A 17569-nucleotide genomic window follows, 5' to 3' on the forward strand; every position below is an offset into this window, starting at 1 on the left:
CCAAAGACAATTGAACAGCTCGCCCAACTTGGTTGCTGTCAGAGGCTGTTGACCTGCTGTGAGTTCCTCGGATGCGGTTGCCGCAGGGCCTTGCCGAGGTCAGGCTGCTCGTCGGTTCGTCCGCCCCCCACCACCCGAGAGGGAACCCCGTGAGCGACACAGACGTGCCTTCGGCCCCGTGGAACCGGCGCGGCTTCCTCGGTGCCGCCGCCGTGGCCGGGCTGCTCGGCACGCTGCCCACACCGGCCGAGGCGAAGACCGCGGCCGCCACGGCGATATCCACGGAGTCCGGCCAGGTCACCGGAGTCCAGGGCGGTCTGCGGGGCGTCACCGTCTACAAGGGCATCCCGTACGCCGCCACCACCGCCGGCGCCAACCGCTGGCGCCCGCCGCAGCCGGCCCCCTCCTGGGACGGGGTCCGTGCCGCCGACTCCTGGGGCCCCGCCTGCCCGCAGCCGGTCACGGGCATCCCCGGCGACCAGGTGCCCGAGCTCGGCGAGGACTGCCTGAACCTCAACGTCTGGACGGCGGCGACGGGTTCGGGGGACAACCGCCCCGTCCTGGTCTGGCTGTACGGCGGCGATCAGGCACTGTGGTCCGGCCAGGAGATCTACGACGGCTCTCTGCTCGCCTCCAAAGGCGTGGTCGTCGTCACTCTCGACTACCGGGTCGGCCCGCTCGGCGGTCTCGCCCACCCCGAGCTGAGCGCCGAGTCCGCGTACGGCGGCTCCGGCAACTGGGGGATCCTGGACGTCGTCGCGGCGCTGGAGTGGGTCCAGCGGAACATCGCCGCGTTCGGCGGCGACCCGGACCGGGTCACCCTGGCGGGCTGGGGACAGGGCGCGTCCATCGTGCACATCCTGCTCGCGTCCCGGCAGGCCAGGGGCCTCTACCACCGCGCGCTGCTCTCCTCGGGCGTCCGGTACACGAAGGACCCGGCCCTCGCCCGAGGGGCCGGCCGCTACCGGGCCCTCGCCGCCGCCGAGGCCGACGGCACCGACTTCGCGACCCGGTCGGGAGCCGCCGATCTCGCGGACCTGCGCGCGCTGGACGCCGACGACATCGTCAGCCGCGCCGCCGCCGACCCCTCCGCCGACTTCGGCCACGTCCTCGACGGACACGTCCTGCCCGACACCTACACCGCCGTCCTCAAGGCCTGCGCCGAGACCGACGTACCCGTCCTGACCGGCGTCTGCAAGGACGCGAACGGCGCCTCGCCCGACCTGAAGCTGACCCTCGACGCGTTCCAGGCCCACGCCCGGTCCGAGTTCGGTCCGCTGGGACTCGCGGACACCTTCCTGGACCTCTACCCGGCCGACAGCGACACGGCTGCCGCCCAGCAGTTCAGCGCCTACGCCCGGGACGAGGAACGCGTCTCCGCCTTCCTGTGGGCGACCCAGTTCAAGGACACGGCCGCCAACTCCAGCGCCGTCCACACCTACTTCTGGACCCGCGTCCCGCCCGGGTACGACGACACCAACCCGGTCGTCGGCACCACCGCGACCGGCGCCTTCGAGGGCTCCGACGTCTACTACCTGCTCGGCTACCTCTACAACACCGACCGCCCCTGGACCTCCAAGGACTACGACACCGCCGACACCACCGCCTCCTACGTCGCCCGCTTCGCCGCCACCGGCGACCCGAACGGCGGCTCACTGGCCAACTGGCCGGCCCTCGCCACCGACACCCCGCAGACCATGGAACTCGGCGGGAACCCCGGCACGCTCGCGGTGGCCGACAGCGACGCGAAGCTCACTTTCCTGAGGACGTATCTGGAGTCGCAGACCACGGAGTACTGAGGTCCCGGTTCCGAGGTTCCCGCTACGCCCGTGCGGAGCCCTGGGCCGAATGGTGAGCCGAGCCGTGGCCGAGGACGCGGTTGTGGTGACGGCGGTGCGCGGTCGGGGTGCGGTGCAGGGCGATCAGCGCCGCGTCGTCGCCGAGGTGTCCGCCCGCATGCCCCAGCAGGTCGCGCCGGATGTGGTGCATCAGCGCCTCCGGAGCGGCATCGGTCCACTGCGCGACCCGCTCGGCGAGCGGGTAGAAGCGGCCCTGCGCGTCCCGGGCCTCGACGACACCGTCGGTGTAGAGCAGCAGGGTGTCACCGGGCTCGAACGAGAACACGTCCACGGTGTGCTCGGTGCCGTCCGCCCCGTGTACACCCAGCGGCGGCGACGGGTGCAGGCTCGGCACGGTGACCGCGTGCCCCGGGCTCAGCAGCAGGGGCGGCGGATGGCCGCTGCTGCTCATCCGGGTGACCGGGTCCTCGTCGGGGATCTCGACCAGCAGTGCGGTGGCGAACCGCTCGCCCGCCTCCTCCGGGGGCTCCAGGTCGGCCGCGTACCGCTGCACGCTCTGCTCCAGGGCGGCCGCCAGGTCCGGCAGGGTGACATGCCGGTGGGCGGACTCCCGGAAGGCGCTCAGCAGCAGCGCCGCCTCGCCGATCGCGGACAGCCCCTTGCCCCGCACGTCGCCGATCATGACCCGGACCTCTTGGTCGCAGCGGGTCGCCGCGTACAGGTCGCCGCCGATCTGCGCCTCGTCCTCGGCGGCCAGGTACAGCGAGGCGATCCGCAGCGGGCCGATGTGCTCGGGCAGCGGCCACATCAGGACGTGCTGCGCGGCCTCGGCGACCGTGCGCACCTGGGCCAGCTGGGCACGGCGCCGCTCGCGGACCGCGCTGTAGACCACCACCATCACCGAGAGCAGCGCCAGGGTGACGATCTGCACGAGGTGGTTCGCGGTGGTCAGCCCGCCGTGGAACATGGCGATCACCACCTGGGCGATCACCGCCAGCGCCCCGACCAGCGCGGTCGCCCGGGGTCCTGCGAAGGACGGGGTGAGCGCCGGGGCGATGACCAGGGCCGGGCCCAGATGGATGTCCTGCGGCGCGCGGAGGTCCGCCACCGCGATCACCACGATGAGCAGGACCGGGAGCAGCAGCAGCGCGTGCGACGACTGCCATGACCGCCGCAGCCCCGTCGCACAGCCCTGCAGCTTGCCCATGCCACCAGCGTGCGCCACCGCCGGGGGACCGGCCACCGCGAACCGGACGGCCCGCCGGCGGTTTCACGGCACCCCGGAGGCTCCCGGCCTGCTACAGGTTCACGGACCGCATCCCGGCCTCGTCGTAGCGCTCGCCCGCCGCCCGGGGCACCTCGGCCTCGATCCGGGCCAGGTCCTCCTTGGTGAGCTCCACGTCGACCGCGCCCGCGTTCTGCTCCAGGTAGCCGACGCGCTTGGTGCCCGGGATCGGGACGATGCCGTCGCCCTGGGCCAGCACCCAGGCGAGGGCCAGCTGGGCCGGGGTCACGTCCTTCTCCGCGGCGATCTCCTTCACCTTGGCGGCCAGCCGCTGGTTCGCCTCCAGGTTGTCTCCGGTGAAGCGGGGACCGGTGCGGCGCCAGTCGCCCGCGTCGAGGTCGTCGGGGGAGGAGAACCGGCCGGCGAGGAAGCCGCGGCCCAGCGGCGAGTACGGGACGAACCCGATGCCCAGCTCCCGGCAGGCGGGCAGTACCTCGTCCTCCGGGTCCCGGGTCCACAGCGAGTACTCGGTCTGCACGGCCGCGATCGGGTGCACGGCGTCGGCCCGCCGGATCGTCTCGGCGCTCGCCTCGCTCAGCCCGATGTGCCGCACCTTGCCCTCGGCGACCAGCTCGGCCAGGGCGCCGACCGTCTCCTCGATCGGTACGTTCGGGTCGACGCGGTGCTGGTAGTACAGGTCGATGTAGTCGGTGCCCAGACGCCGCAGCGAGCCGTGGATCGAGCTGCGGACGTGCTCGGCCGAGCCGTCCTGCGGGCCGATGCTGCTCATGTCGCCGGGGACGGCGTGGTCCATCCGGTAGTTGAACTTCGTGGCGATCACGTACTCGTCCCGGTGCCCCCGGATCGCCTCGCCGACCAGCGACTCGTTGGTGAGCGGTCCGTAGAGCTGCGCGGTGTCGAGGAAGGTGACGCCGAGTTCCCGCGCGCGGTGGATGGTCCGCACGCCCTCGTCCTCGTCGGCGGTGCCGTAGAAGGCGGACATGCCCATGCACCCGAGGCCGATGCTGCTCACCCGAAGATCCCGCAGATTGCGCTGTCGCATGTGATTCCCAGCCTTTCCCGCTGACTCGTTCTCCTCCTGGACGCTACGACTTCAAGAGCACTCGAAGTCAAACGGGCGCCGCCGATCCGGTACACCTGGACCCGGAGCCCGTACCCGGTACCCCGTACCCGTCGCCGAGACCGTCCGCGGAGGCCGCATGCTGCTGCGCCAGCTCGAATACCTCGTCGCGCTCGCCCGGGAGCGGCACTTCGGCCGGGCGGCGACCGCCTGCCATGTCTCGCAGCCCTCGCTGTCCGCGGCGATACGACGGCTCGAACACGACCTGGGGGTCCCGGTCGTGCGCCGGGGCCGCCGCTACGAGGGCCTCACCCCCGAGGGCGAGGTCGTGCTGGCCTGGGCGCACCGCATCCTCGCCGAGGAGGACGCGCTCCGCCAGGAACTGTCGGCGCTGCGGGACGGCCTCACCGGCACCCTGCGCCTCGGCATCGTCCCCACCGCCGTCCCCGTCGCCTCCCTCCTCACCGGCCCCTTCTGCGACCGGCATCCGCACGCCCGGGTGGCCATGGAGTCCCTGTCGTCGGCCGACATCCGGCGCGGCCTCGCCGGATTCGAGCTGGACGCGGCCATGACCTACCTGGACGACGACGAACTGCGCCAGGTCCGCCGTTTCCCGCTCTACGAGGAGCGGTACGTCCTGCTCACTCCGGTCGGCGGGCCCCTCGGCGACGCGGCCACGGCCACCTGGTCGCAGGCCGCCGCCCTCCCGCTGTGCCTGCTCGGTCGGCGGATGCGCAACCGGCGCATCATCGACGAGTGCTTCGCCGCCGACGGCGCCGCCCCCGTCCCGGCCGTCGAGTCCGACAGCGTGGCCGGGCTCTACGCCCACCTCCCCGGCGGCCGCTGGTCCAGCGTGATCTCGCACGCGTGGCTGCACATGTTCGGCGTTCCGGAGGGCATGCGCGTGGTCCCGCTCGAGGGCCCGGCCCACGGCCCCCGGGTCGGACTCGTCGTCGCCCGCAGCGAACCCCAGTCCGTGCTCGCCGGCGCCCTGGTGAAGGTCGCCCGGGAGGCGGGGCTGAGGGACGCCCTGGACAGTCGGCTGCACGCCGTCCTGGACGGCCGCGGCCGGTGATAGAAGCGGGCTATCACGGCATAGCAACGTTCGCTTTGACCTGCGCAGTTGTTCCCGAGGATCGTGAAAGGCGCCCATCCGCAACGGAGTTGAGGAGCCGCCACCATGGCCAAGGTGCTCTGCGTCCTGTACGACGACCCGACCGACGGATACCCCACCGGCTACGCCCGCGACGGCATCCCCGTCATCGACCACTACCCGGGCGGCCAGACCACCCCCACCCCCGAGGCGATCGACTTCACCCCCGGCCACCTCCTCGGCAGCGTCTCCGGCGAACTCGGCCTGCGCTCCTTCCTGGAGAAGGACGGGCACACCCTCGTCGTCACCTCCGACAAGGACCGCGCGGGCTCGGTCTTCGACCGTGAGCTGGCCGACGCGGACGTCGTCATCTCGCAGCCGTTCTGGCCCGCGTACCTCACCCCGGAGCGGATCGCCGCCGCGAAGAACCTCAAACTGGCGATCACCGCGGGCATCGGCTCCGACCACGTCGACCTCGACGCCGCCATCGCGCACGGGGTGACGGTCGCCGAGGTGACGTACTGCAACAGCATCAGCGTCGCCGAACACGTCGTGATGATGATCCTCGGGCTGGTCCGCAACTACCTGCCCTCGCACCAGGTGGTGCTCGACGGCGGCTGGAACATCGCCGACTGCGTGAGCCGGTCGTACGACCTGGAGGGCATGCACGTCGGAACCGTCGCCGCGGGCCGGATCGGCACCGCGGTGCTGCGCCGCCTCGCGCCCTTCGACGTCAAGCTGCACTACACCGACCGCACCCGGCTGCCCGAAGCCGTCGAGCGCGAGCTGAACCTGACCTTCCACGAGAGCGCGGCCGCCATGGCCCCGCACTGCGACGTCGTGACCGTCAACGCACCCCTGCACCCGGAGACCGAGGGCCTGTTCGGCGACGAGCTGCTCGGCACGATGAAGCGCGGCGCGTATCTCATCAACACCGCCCGGGCCCTCATCGCCGACCGGGACGCCGTCGACCGGGCGCTGCGCAGCGGGCAGCTGGCCGGGTACGCGGGCGACGTCTGGTACCCGCAGCCCGCGCCCGCCGACCACCCCTGGCGCACCATGCCGCACCAGGGGATGACCCCGCACATCTCCGGCTCCAGCCTCTCCGCGCAGGCCCGCTACGCCGCCGGCACCCGGGAGATCCTGGAGTCCTGGCTGGCCGGCCGGCCGATCCGCGACGAGTACCTGATCGTCGACGGCGGGAGGCTGGCCGGCACGGGAGCCAGGTCCTACTCCGTCAACACCCGTTAGGGGTTCAGCCGGACCGGCAGCTCGAAGAGGTCGTTCTGGGTGACCACCGGCTTGTTGCGCAGCTCGGACGCCGGTACCGCGAGGTCCAGGCCGGGGAAGCGGTCGTAGAGCGCGGGCAGCGCCACGCCCGCTTCCAGCCGGGAGAGCGCCGCACCCGGGCAGACGTGCGGGCCGTGCCCGAAGGAGATGTGCCGGTTCGGCGACTCCCGGGTGACGTCGAACTCCCCGGCACTCGGCCCGTGCGCGTTCTCGTCACGGCCGATCGCGGCGTACGACACGATGAGCGCGTCGCCCGCCGGGAGCACCTTGTCGCCGACCGGCACGTCCTCGGTGGCGAAACGGATCAGCACGTGCGAGGTCGGGGTGGACCAGCGCAGGGTCTCCTCGACCACCGCCGACCAGTCCACCTCGCCGGAGAGCACCTTGGCGCGCTGGTCGGGGTGGGTGGAGAGGTTGACCACCGCGTTGACGATCAGGGAGATCGTGGTCTCGTGCCCGGCCGCCACCATCAGCTGGAGGGTGGAGACGATCTCCTCGTCGGTGAGGTGGTCGCCGTCCTCGGAGGCCAGGATCAGCGCGCTGGTGAGGTCGTCGCCGGGCTCGGCCCGTTTGGCGGCGACCGTCGACGCCATGATCCCCGCCAGCTCGGTGAGGGTCGCGATGACCTCCGCGGGCGGCGTCTGGGTCGAGAAGAACTTCTCGAACAGCTCCTTCAGCCGCGGCAGTTCGGCCTCGTCGATGCCCATCAGGTCGGCGACCACGAACATGGGCAGCGGGTAGGCGAAGGCCGCCTTGAGGTCGACGCTCTCCTCGTCGGCCGGGAGGGCGTCGAGCAGGTCCTGGGTCAGCTTCTGGATCCGCTCCCGCATCTGCTCCACCCGGCGCGGGGTTAGCGCCTGCGCGACCAGCGTGCGCATCCTGCGGTGGTCGGCGCCGTCCACGGTCAGCATCGAACGGCCGGGGTTGGCGAGGCCGATCAGCGGCCAGTCCGGCGCGATCTCCCCGCGCTGCCAGGCACCCCACACGTTGATGTCCTTGACCAGGCGCGGGTCGGTGAGCAGCGCCTTGGCCTCGGCGTGCCGGGTGACCGCCCAGACGGGCACCCCACCGGGCAGCTCCACGGCCGCGAGCGGACCGGCGGCGCGCAGCCGCGCGCTCTCGCCGTCGAGGTCGGTGACGAAGGGGTCGAGGGCGATCCGGGCTTGTCCGGTACCGGTCGTCATCGTGACGTGCCTCCCAGGGCAGGGTCGGGTAACTGCGCCATGCGGTGTGCTGCGCCTGTCTCTCGGTGCGGAGGTGCGGATCAGAGGGCGGGTACGGGCGTGAACCTGACGGGCAGTTCGGTCAGCCCCCGCAGCCACGGCGAGGGCCGTCGGGTGAGGGACTCGGCGGGCACCGCGAGGTCGATGTCGGGGAGCCGGTCGAGGACGACCTCGATGCCGGTCCGCGCGACCACCTCGGCGACCTCCTGGGCGGGGAACGGGCAGCGGTGCTCGCCGTGCCCGAAGGAGAAGTGCGCGTTGTTGCCGCCGGTCAGCGCGGAGGCGTCGGTGCGCACCTGCGGATCGGAGTTGGCGCCCTGCAGGCCGAGGATCAGCAGGTCGCCGGCGCGGATCCGGCGGCCGCCCAGCTGGGTGTCGCGGGACGCCCAGCGGCCGGCGATGTTCTGGCTGGGGGTGTCCTCCCAGAGCACCTCGTTCATCGCCTCGGCGACACTGTTGCGGCCGCCGAACAGCGAGGCGGCGAACCGGTCGTCGGTGAGCATCAGGCGCAGCGAGTTGCCGATCCAGTCGGCGGTCGGCTGGTGCCCGGCCGCCATCATGACCATCAGGTCCTGCATGATCTCTTCGTCGGTGAACCCGCTCTTGTCCTGGAGCATCCGCGACACCACGTCGTCGGCCGGGTCCGCCTTCCGGTCGGCCAGCAACTGCGCCATGGACGTGGCCAGATGCTGCTGCCCGGCGATCGCCCGCTCACGCCCGTCGATCATGTCGTTGAGTGCGGTGACCAGGCCGGGGCCGTCCTCGTCGGGGAAGCCGTACAGCCGCGCGAGCACCCGCACCGGCAGCAGCATCGCGTACTGGCCGATCAGGTCCGCCTCGCCGCTCGTGCACAGCCCGTCGATCAGCTCGTCCGCGAACCGCTCGGCGTGCCCGCGCAGTTCGAACGGGTCGACGGCCTCCAGCGCGTCGCTGATCATCCCGGCCCGCTCGCGGTGCCGTTCGCCGACGGTGTACAGGATCGACGGCTGCTTGCGGCCGATCATCGGCAGCAGCGGCCAGTCGTCGGGGATCGTGTCCCACCGGTTCCACAGGTCGGAGTCCCGGCTGAACAGCACCGGGTCCCCGGTCACCTGGTGCAGCTCGCGGTACCCGACCACGAGCCAGGCCGGCACGTCCCCGTCGAGCACGACGGGGGTGACGGCGCCGTGGTCGCGCCGCATCTCGCGGTACAGACGCGCCGGTTCGGTCTGGAACCGGGGGCCGCCGAGCGGCACGGCTTCGGGGGTCACACGAACTCCTGTCGGGGCAGGTCCGCCGGTGCGGACGGGCCGGCGTACCGGTTCTTGACGTGCTGGACGAGCGTGATCAGCACCTGCTTGCCGGACTCCCGGGAACGGGCGTCGCAGTTGACCAGCGGGACGTGCGGGTCCAGGTCGAGGGCGTGCCGGACGTCCTGGGGCGTGTGCACGGGGCCGCCGAAGTCGTTGCAGGCCACGATGAACGGGGTGCCGTGCTTCTCCAGCCGGTCGATGGCGTACCAGGAGTCGCCGATCCGCCGGGTGTCGACGAGCACGACCGCGCCGAGCGTGCCGGAGAACAGCCGGTCCCACAGGAACCAGAACCGCTCCTGCCCCGGCGCCCCGAACAGGTAGAGCACGTTGCGCGCGTCCAGGGTGATCCGGCCGAAGTCGAAGGCGACGGTGGTCGCGGACTTGCCGCGCACCTCCCGGATGTCGTCGACCCCCTCGCCTGCCTGGGTCATCGTCTCCTCGGTGTTGAGGGGACGTATCTCGCTGACCGAGCGGACCAGGGTGGTCTTGCCGACGCCGAAACCGCCCACGACCACGATCTTGAAGCCGTGGTCGGCGGAGGCACCCAACGGGGTGCGCGCGTCAGAGGTTGCGGAGTCCAACGAGCACCTGCTCCAGGATGTCGGGGTCGGTGATGGCCGGCCGGTGCGGATGGCGGGCGCTGACCCGGCCGGCCGCCTGCAGATCGCCCAGCAGGATCTTGGTGATGCTCACCGGAAGCCTCAGCTCCGCGGCGAGCTCCACCACCGAGGTCGGGAACTCGGCCAGGCGCAGGATCGCCGCGTGCTCCGACTGCATGCCGGGCGTCGGCTCCGACTCGGCGACGACCAGGGTGACCAGGTCGAAGGGGCTGTCGGGGCCGGTGCCGCTGCGGCCGCCGGTGATGGTGTACAGGCGGTCGGGCGCGTCGTCCCTGCCCGGGCGGCTCATGACGTACGGGGCTGCGCGGTCAGGTGCTCGCCGAGCTGCTCGACCAGTTCGCTCATGTTGTGCCCGACCAGGCCGGGGTCGGCGTCCTCGCTGGTCACCACGGCCAGATGGGCGCCCTCGCCGGCCTCCACGATGAACAGCACGCCCCCGTAGAACTCGGTCATCGCGGACCGCACGCCGCCGCTGCCGTCGCCGAACTCGACGGACGCCCCGTGCGACAGCGACTGGATGCCGGCGGCGATCGCCGCGAGCTGGTCGGCCTGGTCGACGGAGAGCTCCGGGGTACGGCAGAGCTTCAGCCCGTCACGGGAGAGCACCAGGGCGTGCCGCGCGCCGGGGGTGCGCTCCAGGAGGCCCTCGATGAGCCAGGTGAGCTTGTCATCGGCGGTGGTCCTGCCGGTCATGAAGTGGGGTCGCCTTCCGGGTACGCGTGCGGGTGGGAGGTGAGCTCTGGGCCGGACTCCGGGTGGGGCGCGGGGACCGGGTCGTGCGCGGGGGTGGGGGCGTACGGGGCGGCCGGCTCGTCGGCGGGGCCGGCGGTCTCGGCGGAGTCCGAGTCGTGAGAGGCCGGGCGGACGGCCTGCCGGAAGCTGTTGAAGCGGGCGGCACGGACCTGGGCGTCCGCGGCGCGGGGCGCGGGGCGCGGCTCCGCCGGCTGGGGCGCCGATCGCCGCTCGGCCTCGGCGAGGGTCCGGCCCCGGCGCCGCCTGGGCAGCCCGGTGGGCCCTTCCTCGTCCTCGTCCGGTTCGGCGGCGGACTCGTGCACGGGTACGGGGTCCGCCGCGACCGGCACCGGCTCGGCCGGCTCGGTCTGCGTCGCCGCCGCGGGCTCGTCGGTGACCGGGCGGGTCAGCAGGTCCTGCGGGACCAGCATCAGCACCCCGGTGCCGCCCCGCGCCGACGGCCGGAACGACACCTTCAGGCCGTACTTGCGGGCCAGCCGGCCCACCACCGCGAGCCCGAGCCGGGTGCCGGTGAGACCGCCCAGCTCGATGGTGTCGCCCGCGACCGCCCGCTCGGCGCGGCGCAGTTGCACGTCGCCCATCACCAGCCCGCTGTCCTCCACGGACACGATGACCCCGGCCGGCACCTCCTCCACGTACACGTGGACCTCGGCCGTGGGGGGCGAGAAGTTGGCCGCGTTGTCGAAGAGTTCGGCCAGCGCATGCATGACACCCTCGGCGGCGTGTCCGGCGACGGCCGTCTCGCTCACCGAGTGCACCCGTATCCGGCGGTAGCCGCTGATTCGTCCCATCGCGCCGCGCAGGATCGACTCCATGCTGATCGGACGTGCCCAGCGGCGGCCGGAACGCGCCCCGGTGAGTACGGCGATGGAGTCGGCGAGCCGGCCCGCCTGGGCGGTTCGGTGGTCGAGGTGGAGCAGATCGGCGAGCACGTCCTCCTCGGTGTGCCGGTCCTCCATGGCCCGCAGGTCGGCGAGGGTGGCGGTGGCCAGGGCCTGCATCCGCCCGGCCGCGTTGCCGGCGGCGGATACCGCCGCGGCCCGTTCCCGCTGGGCGCGCTCCAGTTCGGCGGTGAGCCGGGCGTTCTCCTGCTGGTACCAGTCCAGTTCCTGGCCGCTGTCCTGGTGGATCCGCGCCCGCTCTTGCTCGAAGGAGTCCGCGAACTCGCTGCGCTGCTGGGCCAGTTCGTCGATCAGCCGCTGCTGTTCCAGGCGCGCTTCCTCGGTGGTCCTGGCCTGCTGATGGAGCAGCCGCCCGATGTCCTGGCTCACCGTCTCCAGCCGGCGCCGGGCGGCTCGGGCGGTCCGTGCCGCGTGCACGGCCCAGGTCACCGCCGCACACAGCAGCAGTGCGGCCGCGCTCGCGCCGAGGGCGAGGGGGGTGCGGACCGAGGCCGGCGCGGCGGTCACCGCGGCGACGACCGCGAGAGCCGACACCACGCCGGTCAGCGCGAAGGTCGGAACGAGCGTACGGAGGGAAGGTCGTTCGCCGGGATGCGTGGGCGCGGTCATCGGTCCGGTCTGGTCCTCGGAGCAGGTAGGGATGTGTGTCCGGTGAAGGAGCTGTGACGCTCGGTGCTGAACTGGGCGTCACTATACGAGAGTTCGTGATCGAAACAGAACGGTTCCGGTCTCATTGCAGAAAACCGGCTACCGGGAAGATGACATGCTGTGCTTCGGCTGTGAACGATCTTGTGCGTCACCGCGTCCGAAGGCGTCCGCCACCACCGCGGCTGCCGCCCTGACCAGCGGGGAGTCGGACTCGGCGGCCGCGGCGGCGTGGGTGGAGAGAACGGCGACGACGACCGGCGCACGGCCGGGGGGCCAGGCGACCGCGACATCGTTGGCGGTGCCGTACCCGCCCGTTCCGGTTTTGTCGCCGACCGTCCAGTCTCCGGGCAGCCCGGCGCGGGTCCGCTCGCCGCCGGTGGTGTTGGCGAGCAGCCAGCCCGTGAGCCGCCGTCGGTCGGCGCCGTCCAGGGCGTGACCGACCGTCAGCTTCGCATAGGTCGTCGCGATGGCCAGGGGAGTGGTGGTGTCGGTGACCCGCCCCGGTTCCGCCGAGTTCAGCTCCGGCTCCCACCGGTCCAGGCGCGTCACCCCGTCCCCGAGCGAACGGCACGTCCTCGTCACCGCCACCGGCCCGCCCAGTTGCTCCAGCAACAGGTTCGCCGCGGTGTTGTCGCTGTAGGAGATCGCCGCTCCGCACAACTCCGCGACCGTCATTCCCGCGGCGAGATTCTCCGGCTTTCCGGTGACCGGAGCACCGCCGGCCCGCTCGACATCGCTCTCGTCGTAGTGGACGACCTCGTCGAGCACGTCCTCGTCGAGGTCGCGCAGCACGGCGGCCACCGCGACCGTCTTGAACACCGAGCACATCGGGAACAGCTCACCGGATCGGTACCCGAGCCGGGCCCCCGAGCCGGTGTCCCAGGCGAACACCCCGAGCCGGGCCCCGTGTTCGCGCTCCAGGGCGCGCAGTCCCGTGGTCGCCTCCGGCGCGGGCGCGGTGGTCACCGCCACCCCCAGGGCCGAGGCCAGCACCATGCGACGCGACGGTTTCCGCATTACCGCTCCTTTACCGGGACGACGGTCAGGGGGACGCAATCGCGGGCGTCCGGGTTCAGCCGTGGACCGGTGATAAATCCGACGCCGATATCCGACCACCCGTAGCTCCCGCATCGTCGCAAATGATCCAAACGTCTATACGATGGCGCGTGGAACGGCCCGTGCGCGGAGAACCTCTTGGAGGGCGCAGGCCGACGACGGGGACGGTGTCGAGGGGGCGATGCCTTTCATGAAAGGCGACTGGAGCCGGGTGGCCGCTCGGGCGGTCCGGTTCGTGCGGCGCACGCTGCGCGACGAAGGGCACGCCATCGTGGTGGAGCCGGTACGGCAGTTGGTGCGGCGCGGACTGTCCGGGCTCGTGCTGGCGTTCGTGGCCGCGTTCGGCGTCATCTTCTTCCACGGCATCGCCCAGCACCCCTTCGGCCGGCGGCTGGTGTGGCACCTCGGCGGCGTCACCGCCGACCTGCCCCTGTGGCTCTCCCTGCTGCGCACCCCGGTCTCGCTCTACGTCCCGGCGCTCGACCTGCCGGTCTGGGCGGGCATCACCCAGCTCTTCCTCGCCTTCGCCCTCGCCGAACTCACCCTCGGCCGCGCCCGCACCCTCGCCGTCGCCTACCTCACCACCCTGGCCGGCACCATGTCCGCCCGGGTGATGGTCGCGCTGGGCCCCGGCTGGTGGGGTTTCGGCCTGCCCCCGGAGGTCGGCCGGATCCTCGACACGGGCCCGTCCGCCGCCGTGGTGGGCCTCTTCACCTACCTGGCGGTGGTCCGGCGCGCCCCCGTCGTCTTCACCCTCACCGGCGGCTCGATGGTGTGGGAGTCCATCGCCGTACCGAACCTGGCCGGCCGCGAGCACCTGATCGCCGTGACCACCGCGATCGCCCTCGGCCTGCTGCACGGTCGCCGGCTGCCGTTCTCCGCCCGCCTGGCGGAACGCCTCGAGGCCACACCGTCGCCGCCCCGGTCCGACCCACCGGTGCCCCGCCCGGGCCCACCGCGCCACCCCGTACCGTCCTTCCGGCTGCCCTGAGATTCCCAACCCTCCCGGCTTCCCCGAAATCCCATATGTCACGCAGCCGCCCGCCGAACTGCTCAACCACGTCAATGTGATGGTTTTCGCACTTCAGCCGGTCCGGCCAACCCCTAATGTTGCGCGGGCTACGGCAGGGCGCGGCTGACACCATGGTGTTCGTCGCCGGCAGGCTGAAGGGATCCAGGGATGTTCCGCAAGGTGCTGGTCGCCAACCGTGGAGAGATCGCCATCCGCGCTTTCCGCGCGGGCTATGAGCTGGGTGCGCGCACGGTCGCCGTGTTCCCGCACGAGGACCGCAACTCGTTGCACCGGCTGAAGGCCGACGAGGCCTACGAGATCGGGGAACCCGGGCATCCGGTGCGGGCCTATCTGTCCGTCGAGGAGATCGTGGGCGCGGCCCGCCGGGCCGGGGCCGACGCCGTCTACCCCGGCTACGGCTTCCTCTCCGAGAACCCCGAACTCGCCCGCGCCTGCGAGGAGGCGGGCATCACGTTCGTCGGGCCGAGCGCCCAGACGCTGGAGCTGACCGGCAACAAGGCACGCGCGGTCGCCGCCGCCCGCGCCGCCGGCGTACCGGTGCTCGGGTCCTCCCAGCCCTCCAACGACATCGACGAACTGGTCCGTGCCGCCGACGAGATCGGCTTCCCGGTCTTCGTGAAGGCCGTCGCCGGCGGCGGCGGCCGCGGCATGCGCCGGGTCGAGGAGCCGGCCGCGCTGCGCGAGTCCATCGAGCAGGCCTCCCGGGAGGCGGCCTCCGCGTTCGGCGACCCGACCGTCTTCCTGGAGAAGGCCGTCGTCGACCCCCGCCACATCGAGGTGCAGATCCTCGCCGACGGCGAGGGCAACGTCATCCACCTCTTCGAGCGCGACTGCTCGCTCCAGCGCCGCCACCAGAAGGTCATCGAGCTGGCCCCCGCGCCCAACCTCGACCCGGAGCTGCGCGACCGCATCTGCGCCGACGCCGTCCGCTTCGCCCGCGAGATCGGCTACCGCAACGCCGGCACCGTCGAGTTCCTCCTCGACCGCGACGGCAACCACGTCTTCATCGAGATGAACCCGCGCATCCAGGTCGAGCACACGGTGACCGAAGAGGTCACCGACGTCGACCTGGTCCAGGCCCAGATGCGCATCGCCTCCGGCGAGACCCTCGCCGACCTCGGGCTCTCCCAGGAGACGGTGAAGCTGCACGGCGCCGCCCTCCAGTGCCGTATCACCACCGAGGACCCCGCCAACGGCTTCCGCCCCGACACCGGCCGGATCAGCGCCTACCGCTCCCCGGGCGGCTCCGGCATCCGCCTGGACGGCGGAACCACCCACGCGGGTACGGAGATCAGCGCGCACTTCGACTCGATGCTGGTGAAGCTCACCTGCCGGGGCCGGGACTTCAAGGCCGCCATCGGCCGGGCCCGGCGTGCCGTCGCCGAGTTCCGCATCCGCGGTGTCGCCACCAACATCCCCTTCCTCCAGGCCGTCCTGGACGACCCGGACTTCCAGGCGGGCCGGATCACCACCTCGTTCATCGAGCAGCGCCCGCACCTGCTCACCGCCCGCACCTCGGCCGACCGCGGCACCAAGCTGCTCACCTACCTGGCGGACGTCACCGTCAACAGGCCGCACGGCGACCGCCCCCACCTGATCGAGCCGACCACCAAGCTGCCCCCGCTGCCGGCCGGCGAGCCGCCCGCGGGTTCCCGGCAGCGGCTGGTCGAACTCGGCCCCGAGGGGTTCGCCCGCGCCCTGCGCGAGTCGCCCACCATCGGCATCACCGACACGACCTTCCGCGACGCCCACCAGTCCCTGCTCGCCACCCGCGTGCGCACCAAGGACCTCCTCGCCGTCGCCCCGGTCGTCGCCCGCACCCTGCCCGAACTGCTCTCCCTGGAGTGCTGGGGCGGCGCCACCTACGACGTCGCGCTCCGCTTCCTCGCCGAGGACCCCTGGGAGCGGCTCGCCGCCCTGCGCGAGGCCGTCCCCAACATCTGCCTCCAGATGCTGCTGCGCGGCCGCAACACCGTCGGCTACACCCCCTACCCGACCGAGGTGACCGACTCCTTCGTGCAGGAGGCCGCCGCCACCGGCATCGACATCTTCCGCGTCTTCGACGCCCTCAACGACGTCAACCAGATGCGCCCCGCCATCCAGGCCGTACGCGAGACGGGCACCGCGATCGCCGAGGTCGCCCTGTGCTACACCGCCGACCTGTCCGACCCGGACGAGCGCCTCTACACCCTCGACTACTACCTGCGGCTCGCCGAGCAGATCGTCGAGGCCGGTGCGCACATCCTCGCCGTCAAGGACATGGCGGGCCTGCTGCGCGCCCCGGCCGCCGCGAAGCTCGTCTCGGCGCTGCGCAGCGAGTTCGACCTCCCGGTCCACCTGCACACCCACGACACCGCGGGCGGCCAGCTCGCCACCTACCTCGCCGCGATCCAGGCGGGCGCGGACGCGGTGGACGGCGCGGTGGCCTCCATGGCCGGCACGACCTCGCAGCCCTCCCTGTCGGCGATCGTGGCCGCGACCGACTACTCGGAGCGTCCCACGGGCCTCGACCTGCGGGCGATCGAGGACCTGGAGCCGTACTGGGAGAGCGTCCGCAAGGTCTACGCCCCCTTCGAGGCGGGCCTCGCCTCGCCGACCGGCCGTGTCTACCACCACGAGATCCCCGGCGGCCAGCTCTCCAACCTGCGCACCCAGGCCGTCGCGCTCGGTCTCGGCGACCGCTTCGAGGACATCGAGGCGATGTACGAGGCCGCCGACCGCATCCTCGGCCGGCTGGTCAAGGTGACCCCCTCCTCCAAGGTGGTCGGCGACCTCGCCCTGCACCTGGTCGGCGCCGGGGTGCAGCCGGAGGACTTCGAGGCGACCCCCGACAGGTTCGACATCCCCGACTCGGTCATCGGCTTCCTCCGCGGCGAGCTGGGCACCCCGCCCGGCGGCTGGCCCGAGCCGTTCCGCACCAAGGCCCTGAAGGGCCGCGCCGCCGCCAGGCCGGCGCCCGAGCTGACCGCAGAGGACCGCGAGGGCCTGGCCAAGGAGCCCCGTGCGACCCTCAACCGGCTGCTGTTCCCGGCCCCGACCCGCGAGTTCGAGACCCACCGCCAGACGTACGGCGACACCAGCGTCCTCGACAGCAAGGACTTCTTCTACGGGCTGCGCCCGGGCAAGGAGTACTCGGTCGACCTGGAGCCCGGCGTCCGGCTGCTCATCGAGCTCCAGGCCGTCGGTGAGGCGGACGAGCGCGGCCTGCGCACGGTGATGTCGAGCCTCAACGGGCAACTGCGGCCGATCCAGATCCGCGACCGGGCGGCGGCCTCCGACATCCCGGCCACCGAGAAGGCGGACCGCGCCAACCCCGGCCACGTCGCGGCTCCGTTCGCCGGAGTCGTCACCCTCGCCGTGGACGAGGGCGCCGAGATCGAGGCGGGTGCCACGGTGGCCACGATCGAGGCCATGAAGATGGAGGCCACCATCACCGCCCCGAAGGCCGGCCGGGTCTCCCGGCTCGCCATCAACCGCATCCAGCAGGTGGAGGGCGGCGACCTGCTGGTCGAGATCGCCTGAGCCCGGACGGCCCCAGAGGGCGGGGGAGGGCC

General features: G+C 72.3%; 14 protein-coding genes. 5 read left to right on the plus strand and 9 right to left on the minus strand.

What is annotated here, in order from left to right; all coding sequences use genetic code 11:
* The first annotated feature begins 149 nt into the window (after positions 1–149).
* Positions 150–1799: a carboxylesterase/lipase family protein gene (locus tag ACFY0P_RS05980; RefSeq protein WP_388907814.1), complete on the plus strand. Its 1650-nt coding sequence runs from the start codon at positions 150–152 to the stop codon at positions 1797–1799.
* A gap of 22 nt (positions 1800–1821) precedes the next feature.
* Here ACFY0P_RS05980 and ACFY0P_RS05985 read toward each other — a convergent pair whose 3' ends face one another.
* Positions 1822–3006: a PP2C family protein-serine/threonine phosphatase gene (locus tag ACFY0P_RS05985; RefSeq protein ID WP_388907816.1), complete on the minus strand. Its 1185-nt coding sequence runs from the start codon at positions 3004–3006 to the stop codon at positions 1822–1824.
* Positions 3007–3097: 91 nt separating this feature from the next.
* Entirely contained in the window at positions 3098–4087 is a 990-nt protein-coding gene (locus tag ACFY0P_RS05990) for an aldo/keto reductase (protein WP_388907818.1), read from the minus strand.
* Positions 4088–4244: 157 nt separating this feature from the next.
* Here ACFY0P_RS05990 and ACFY0P_RS05995 point away from each other — a divergent pair, with 157 nt between their 5' ends.
* Positions 4245–5180 carry a LysR family transcriptional regulator gene (locus ACFY0P_RS05995; RefSeq protein ID WP_388907820.1) on the plus strand — a complete coding sequence of 312 codons (936 nt, stop codon included), beginning with the start codon at positions 4245–4247 and terminating at the stop codon, positions 5178–5180.
* 105 nt (positions 5181–5285) lie between these two features.
* Complete coding sequence (locus ACFY0P_RS06000) at positions 5286–6449, plus strand: NAD-dependent formate dehydrogenase (protein ID WP_388907824.1); 1164 nt, start codon at positions 5286–5288, stop codon at positions 6447–6449.
* On the opposite strand, the gene ACFY0P_RS06005 is transcribed toward ACFY0P_RS06000, so the two are convergent.
* From ACFY0P_RS06005 to bla, 7 genes are all read right to left on the minus strand, one after another.
* The gene (locus ACFY0P_RS06005) at positions 6446–7672 is read right to left on the minus strand and encodes a cytochrome P450 (RefSeq protein WP_388907826.1); all 1227 of its coding nucleotides are present in this window, start codon (positions 7670–7672) and stop codon (positions 6446–6448) included. The genes ACFY0P_RS06000 and ACFY0P_RS06005 overlap by 4 nt on opposite strands.
* An 80-nt stretch (positions 7673–7752) precedes the next feature.
* Complete coding sequence (locus ACFY0P_RS06010) at positions 7753–8961, minus strand: cytochrome P450 (protein ID WP_388907828.1); 1209 nt, start codon at positions 8959–8961, stop codon at positions 7753–7755.
* A complete protein-coding gene (locus ACFY0P_RS06015; RefSeq protein WP_388907830.1) occupies positions 8958–9584 on the minus strand; it encodes an ATP/GTP-binding protein in 627 nt (208 codons plus the stop codon). Before ACFY0P_RS06015 ends, ACFY0P_RS06010 begins: the two co-directional genes overlap by 4 nt.
* A complete protein-coding gene (locus ACFY0P_RS06020) occupies positions 9565–9912 on the minus strand; it encodes a DUF742 domain-containing protein (RefSeq protein WP_388907832.1) in 348 nt (115 codons plus the stop codon). The genes ACFY0P_RS06015 and ACFY0P_RS06020 overlap by 20 nt, the downstream gene beginning before the upstream one ends.
* Positions 9909–10316, minus strand: a complete 408-nt coding sequence (locus ACFY0P_RS06025; protein ID WP_123979438.1) for a roadblock/LC7 domain-containing protein — start codon at positions 10314–10316, stop codon at positions 9909–9911. Before ACFY0P_RS06025 ends, ACFY0P_RS06020 begins: the two co-directional genes overlap by 4 nt.
* Entirely contained in the window at positions 10313–11887 is a 1575-nt protein-coding gene (locus tag ACFY0P_RS06030; protein WP_388907834.1) for an ATP-binding protein, read from the minus strand. The genes ACFY0P_RS06025 and ACFY0P_RS06030 overlap by 4 nt, the downstream gene beginning before the upstream one ends.
* Positions 11888–12025: 138 nt before the next feature.
* The gene (gene bla, locus ACFY0P_RS06035; protein ID WP_388907836.1) at positions 12026–12943 is read right to left on the minus strand and encodes a class A beta-lactamase; all 918 of its coding nucleotides are present in this window, start codon (positions 12941–12943) and stop codon (positions 12026–12028) included.
* Positions 12944–13163: 220 nt separating this feature from the next.
* Here bla and ACFY0P_RS06040 point away from each other — a divergent pair, with 220 nt between their 5' ends.
* Together ACFY0P_RS06040 and ACFY0P_RS06045 are read left to right on the plus strand one after the other, a co-directional pair.
* The gene (locus ACFY0P_RS06040) at positions 13164–13973 is read left to right on the plus strand and encodes a hypothetical protein (RefSeq protein WP_388907838.1); all 810 of its coding nucleotides are present in this window, start codon (positions 13164–13166) and stop codon (positions 13971–13973) included.
* 189 nt (positions 13974–14162) lie between these two features.
* Positions 14163–17537 (plus strand): pyruvate carboxylase, encoded by a 3375-nt coding sequence (locus ACFY0P_RS06045; protein WP_388907840.1) that lies wholly within the window; start codon positions 14163–14165, stop codon positions 17535–17537.
* The last annotated feature ends 32 nt before the right edge of the window (positions 17538–17569 follow it).

Origin of the sequence: Streptomyces sp. NPDC001714, from assembly GCF_042892755.1 — a bacterium.
In the GTDB taxonomy this organism is placed as follows: domain Bacteria; phylum Actinomycetota; class Actinomycetes; order Streptomycetales; family Streptomycetaceae; genus Streptomyces.

Excerpts from the sequence above, each read along its gene's own strand:
- ACFY0P_RS06030 (WP_388907834.1), bottom strand. The coding sequence starts at position 11,887 with ATGACCGCGCCCACGCATCCCGGCGAACGACCTTCCCTCCGTACGCTC.
- ACFY0P_RS06040 (WP_388907838.1), top strand. The coding sequence starts at position 13,164 with ATGCCTTTCATGAAAGGCGACTGGAGCCGGGTGGCCGCTCGGGCGGTC.
- ACFY0P_RS05995 (WP_388907820.1), top strand. The coding sequence starts at position 4,245 with ATGCTGCTGCGCCAGCTCGAATACCTCGTCGCGCTCGCCCGGGAGCGG.
- bla (WP_388907836.1), bottom strand. The coding sequence starts at position 12,943 with ATGCGGAAACCGTCGCGTCGCATGGTGCTGGCCTCGGCCCTGGGGGTG.
- ACFY0P_RS06045 (WP_388907840.1), top strand. The coding sequence starts at position 14,163 with ATGTTCCGCAAGGTGCTGGTCGCCAACCGTGGAGAGATCGCCATCCGC.
- ACFY0P_RS05985 (WP_388907816.1), bottom strand. The coding sequence starts at position 3,006 with ATGGGCAAGCTGCAGGGCTGTGCGACGGGGCTGCGGCGGTCATGGCAG.
- ACFY0P_RS06005 (WP_388907826.1), bottom strand. The coding sequence starts at position 7,672 with ATGACGACCGGTACCGGACAAGCCCGGATCGCCCTCGACCCCTTCGTC.
- ACFY0P_RS05990 (WP_388907818.1), bottom strand. The coding sequence starts at position 4,087 with ATGCGACAGCGCAATCTGCGGGATCTTCGGGTGAGCAGCATCGGCCTC.
- ACFY0P_RS06025 (WP_123979438.1), bottom strand. The coding sequence starts at position 10,316 with ATGACCGGCAGGACCACCGCCGATGACAAGCTCACCTGGCTCATCGAG.
- ACFY0P_RS06000 (WP_388907824.1), top strand. The coding sequence starts at position 5,286 with ATGGCCAAGGTGCTCTGCGTCCTGTACGACGACCCGACCGACGGATAC.
- ACFY0P_RS06020 (WP_388907832.1), bottom strand. The coding sequence starts at position 9,912 with ATGAGCCGCCCGGGCAGGGACGACGCGCCCGACCGCCTGTACACCATC.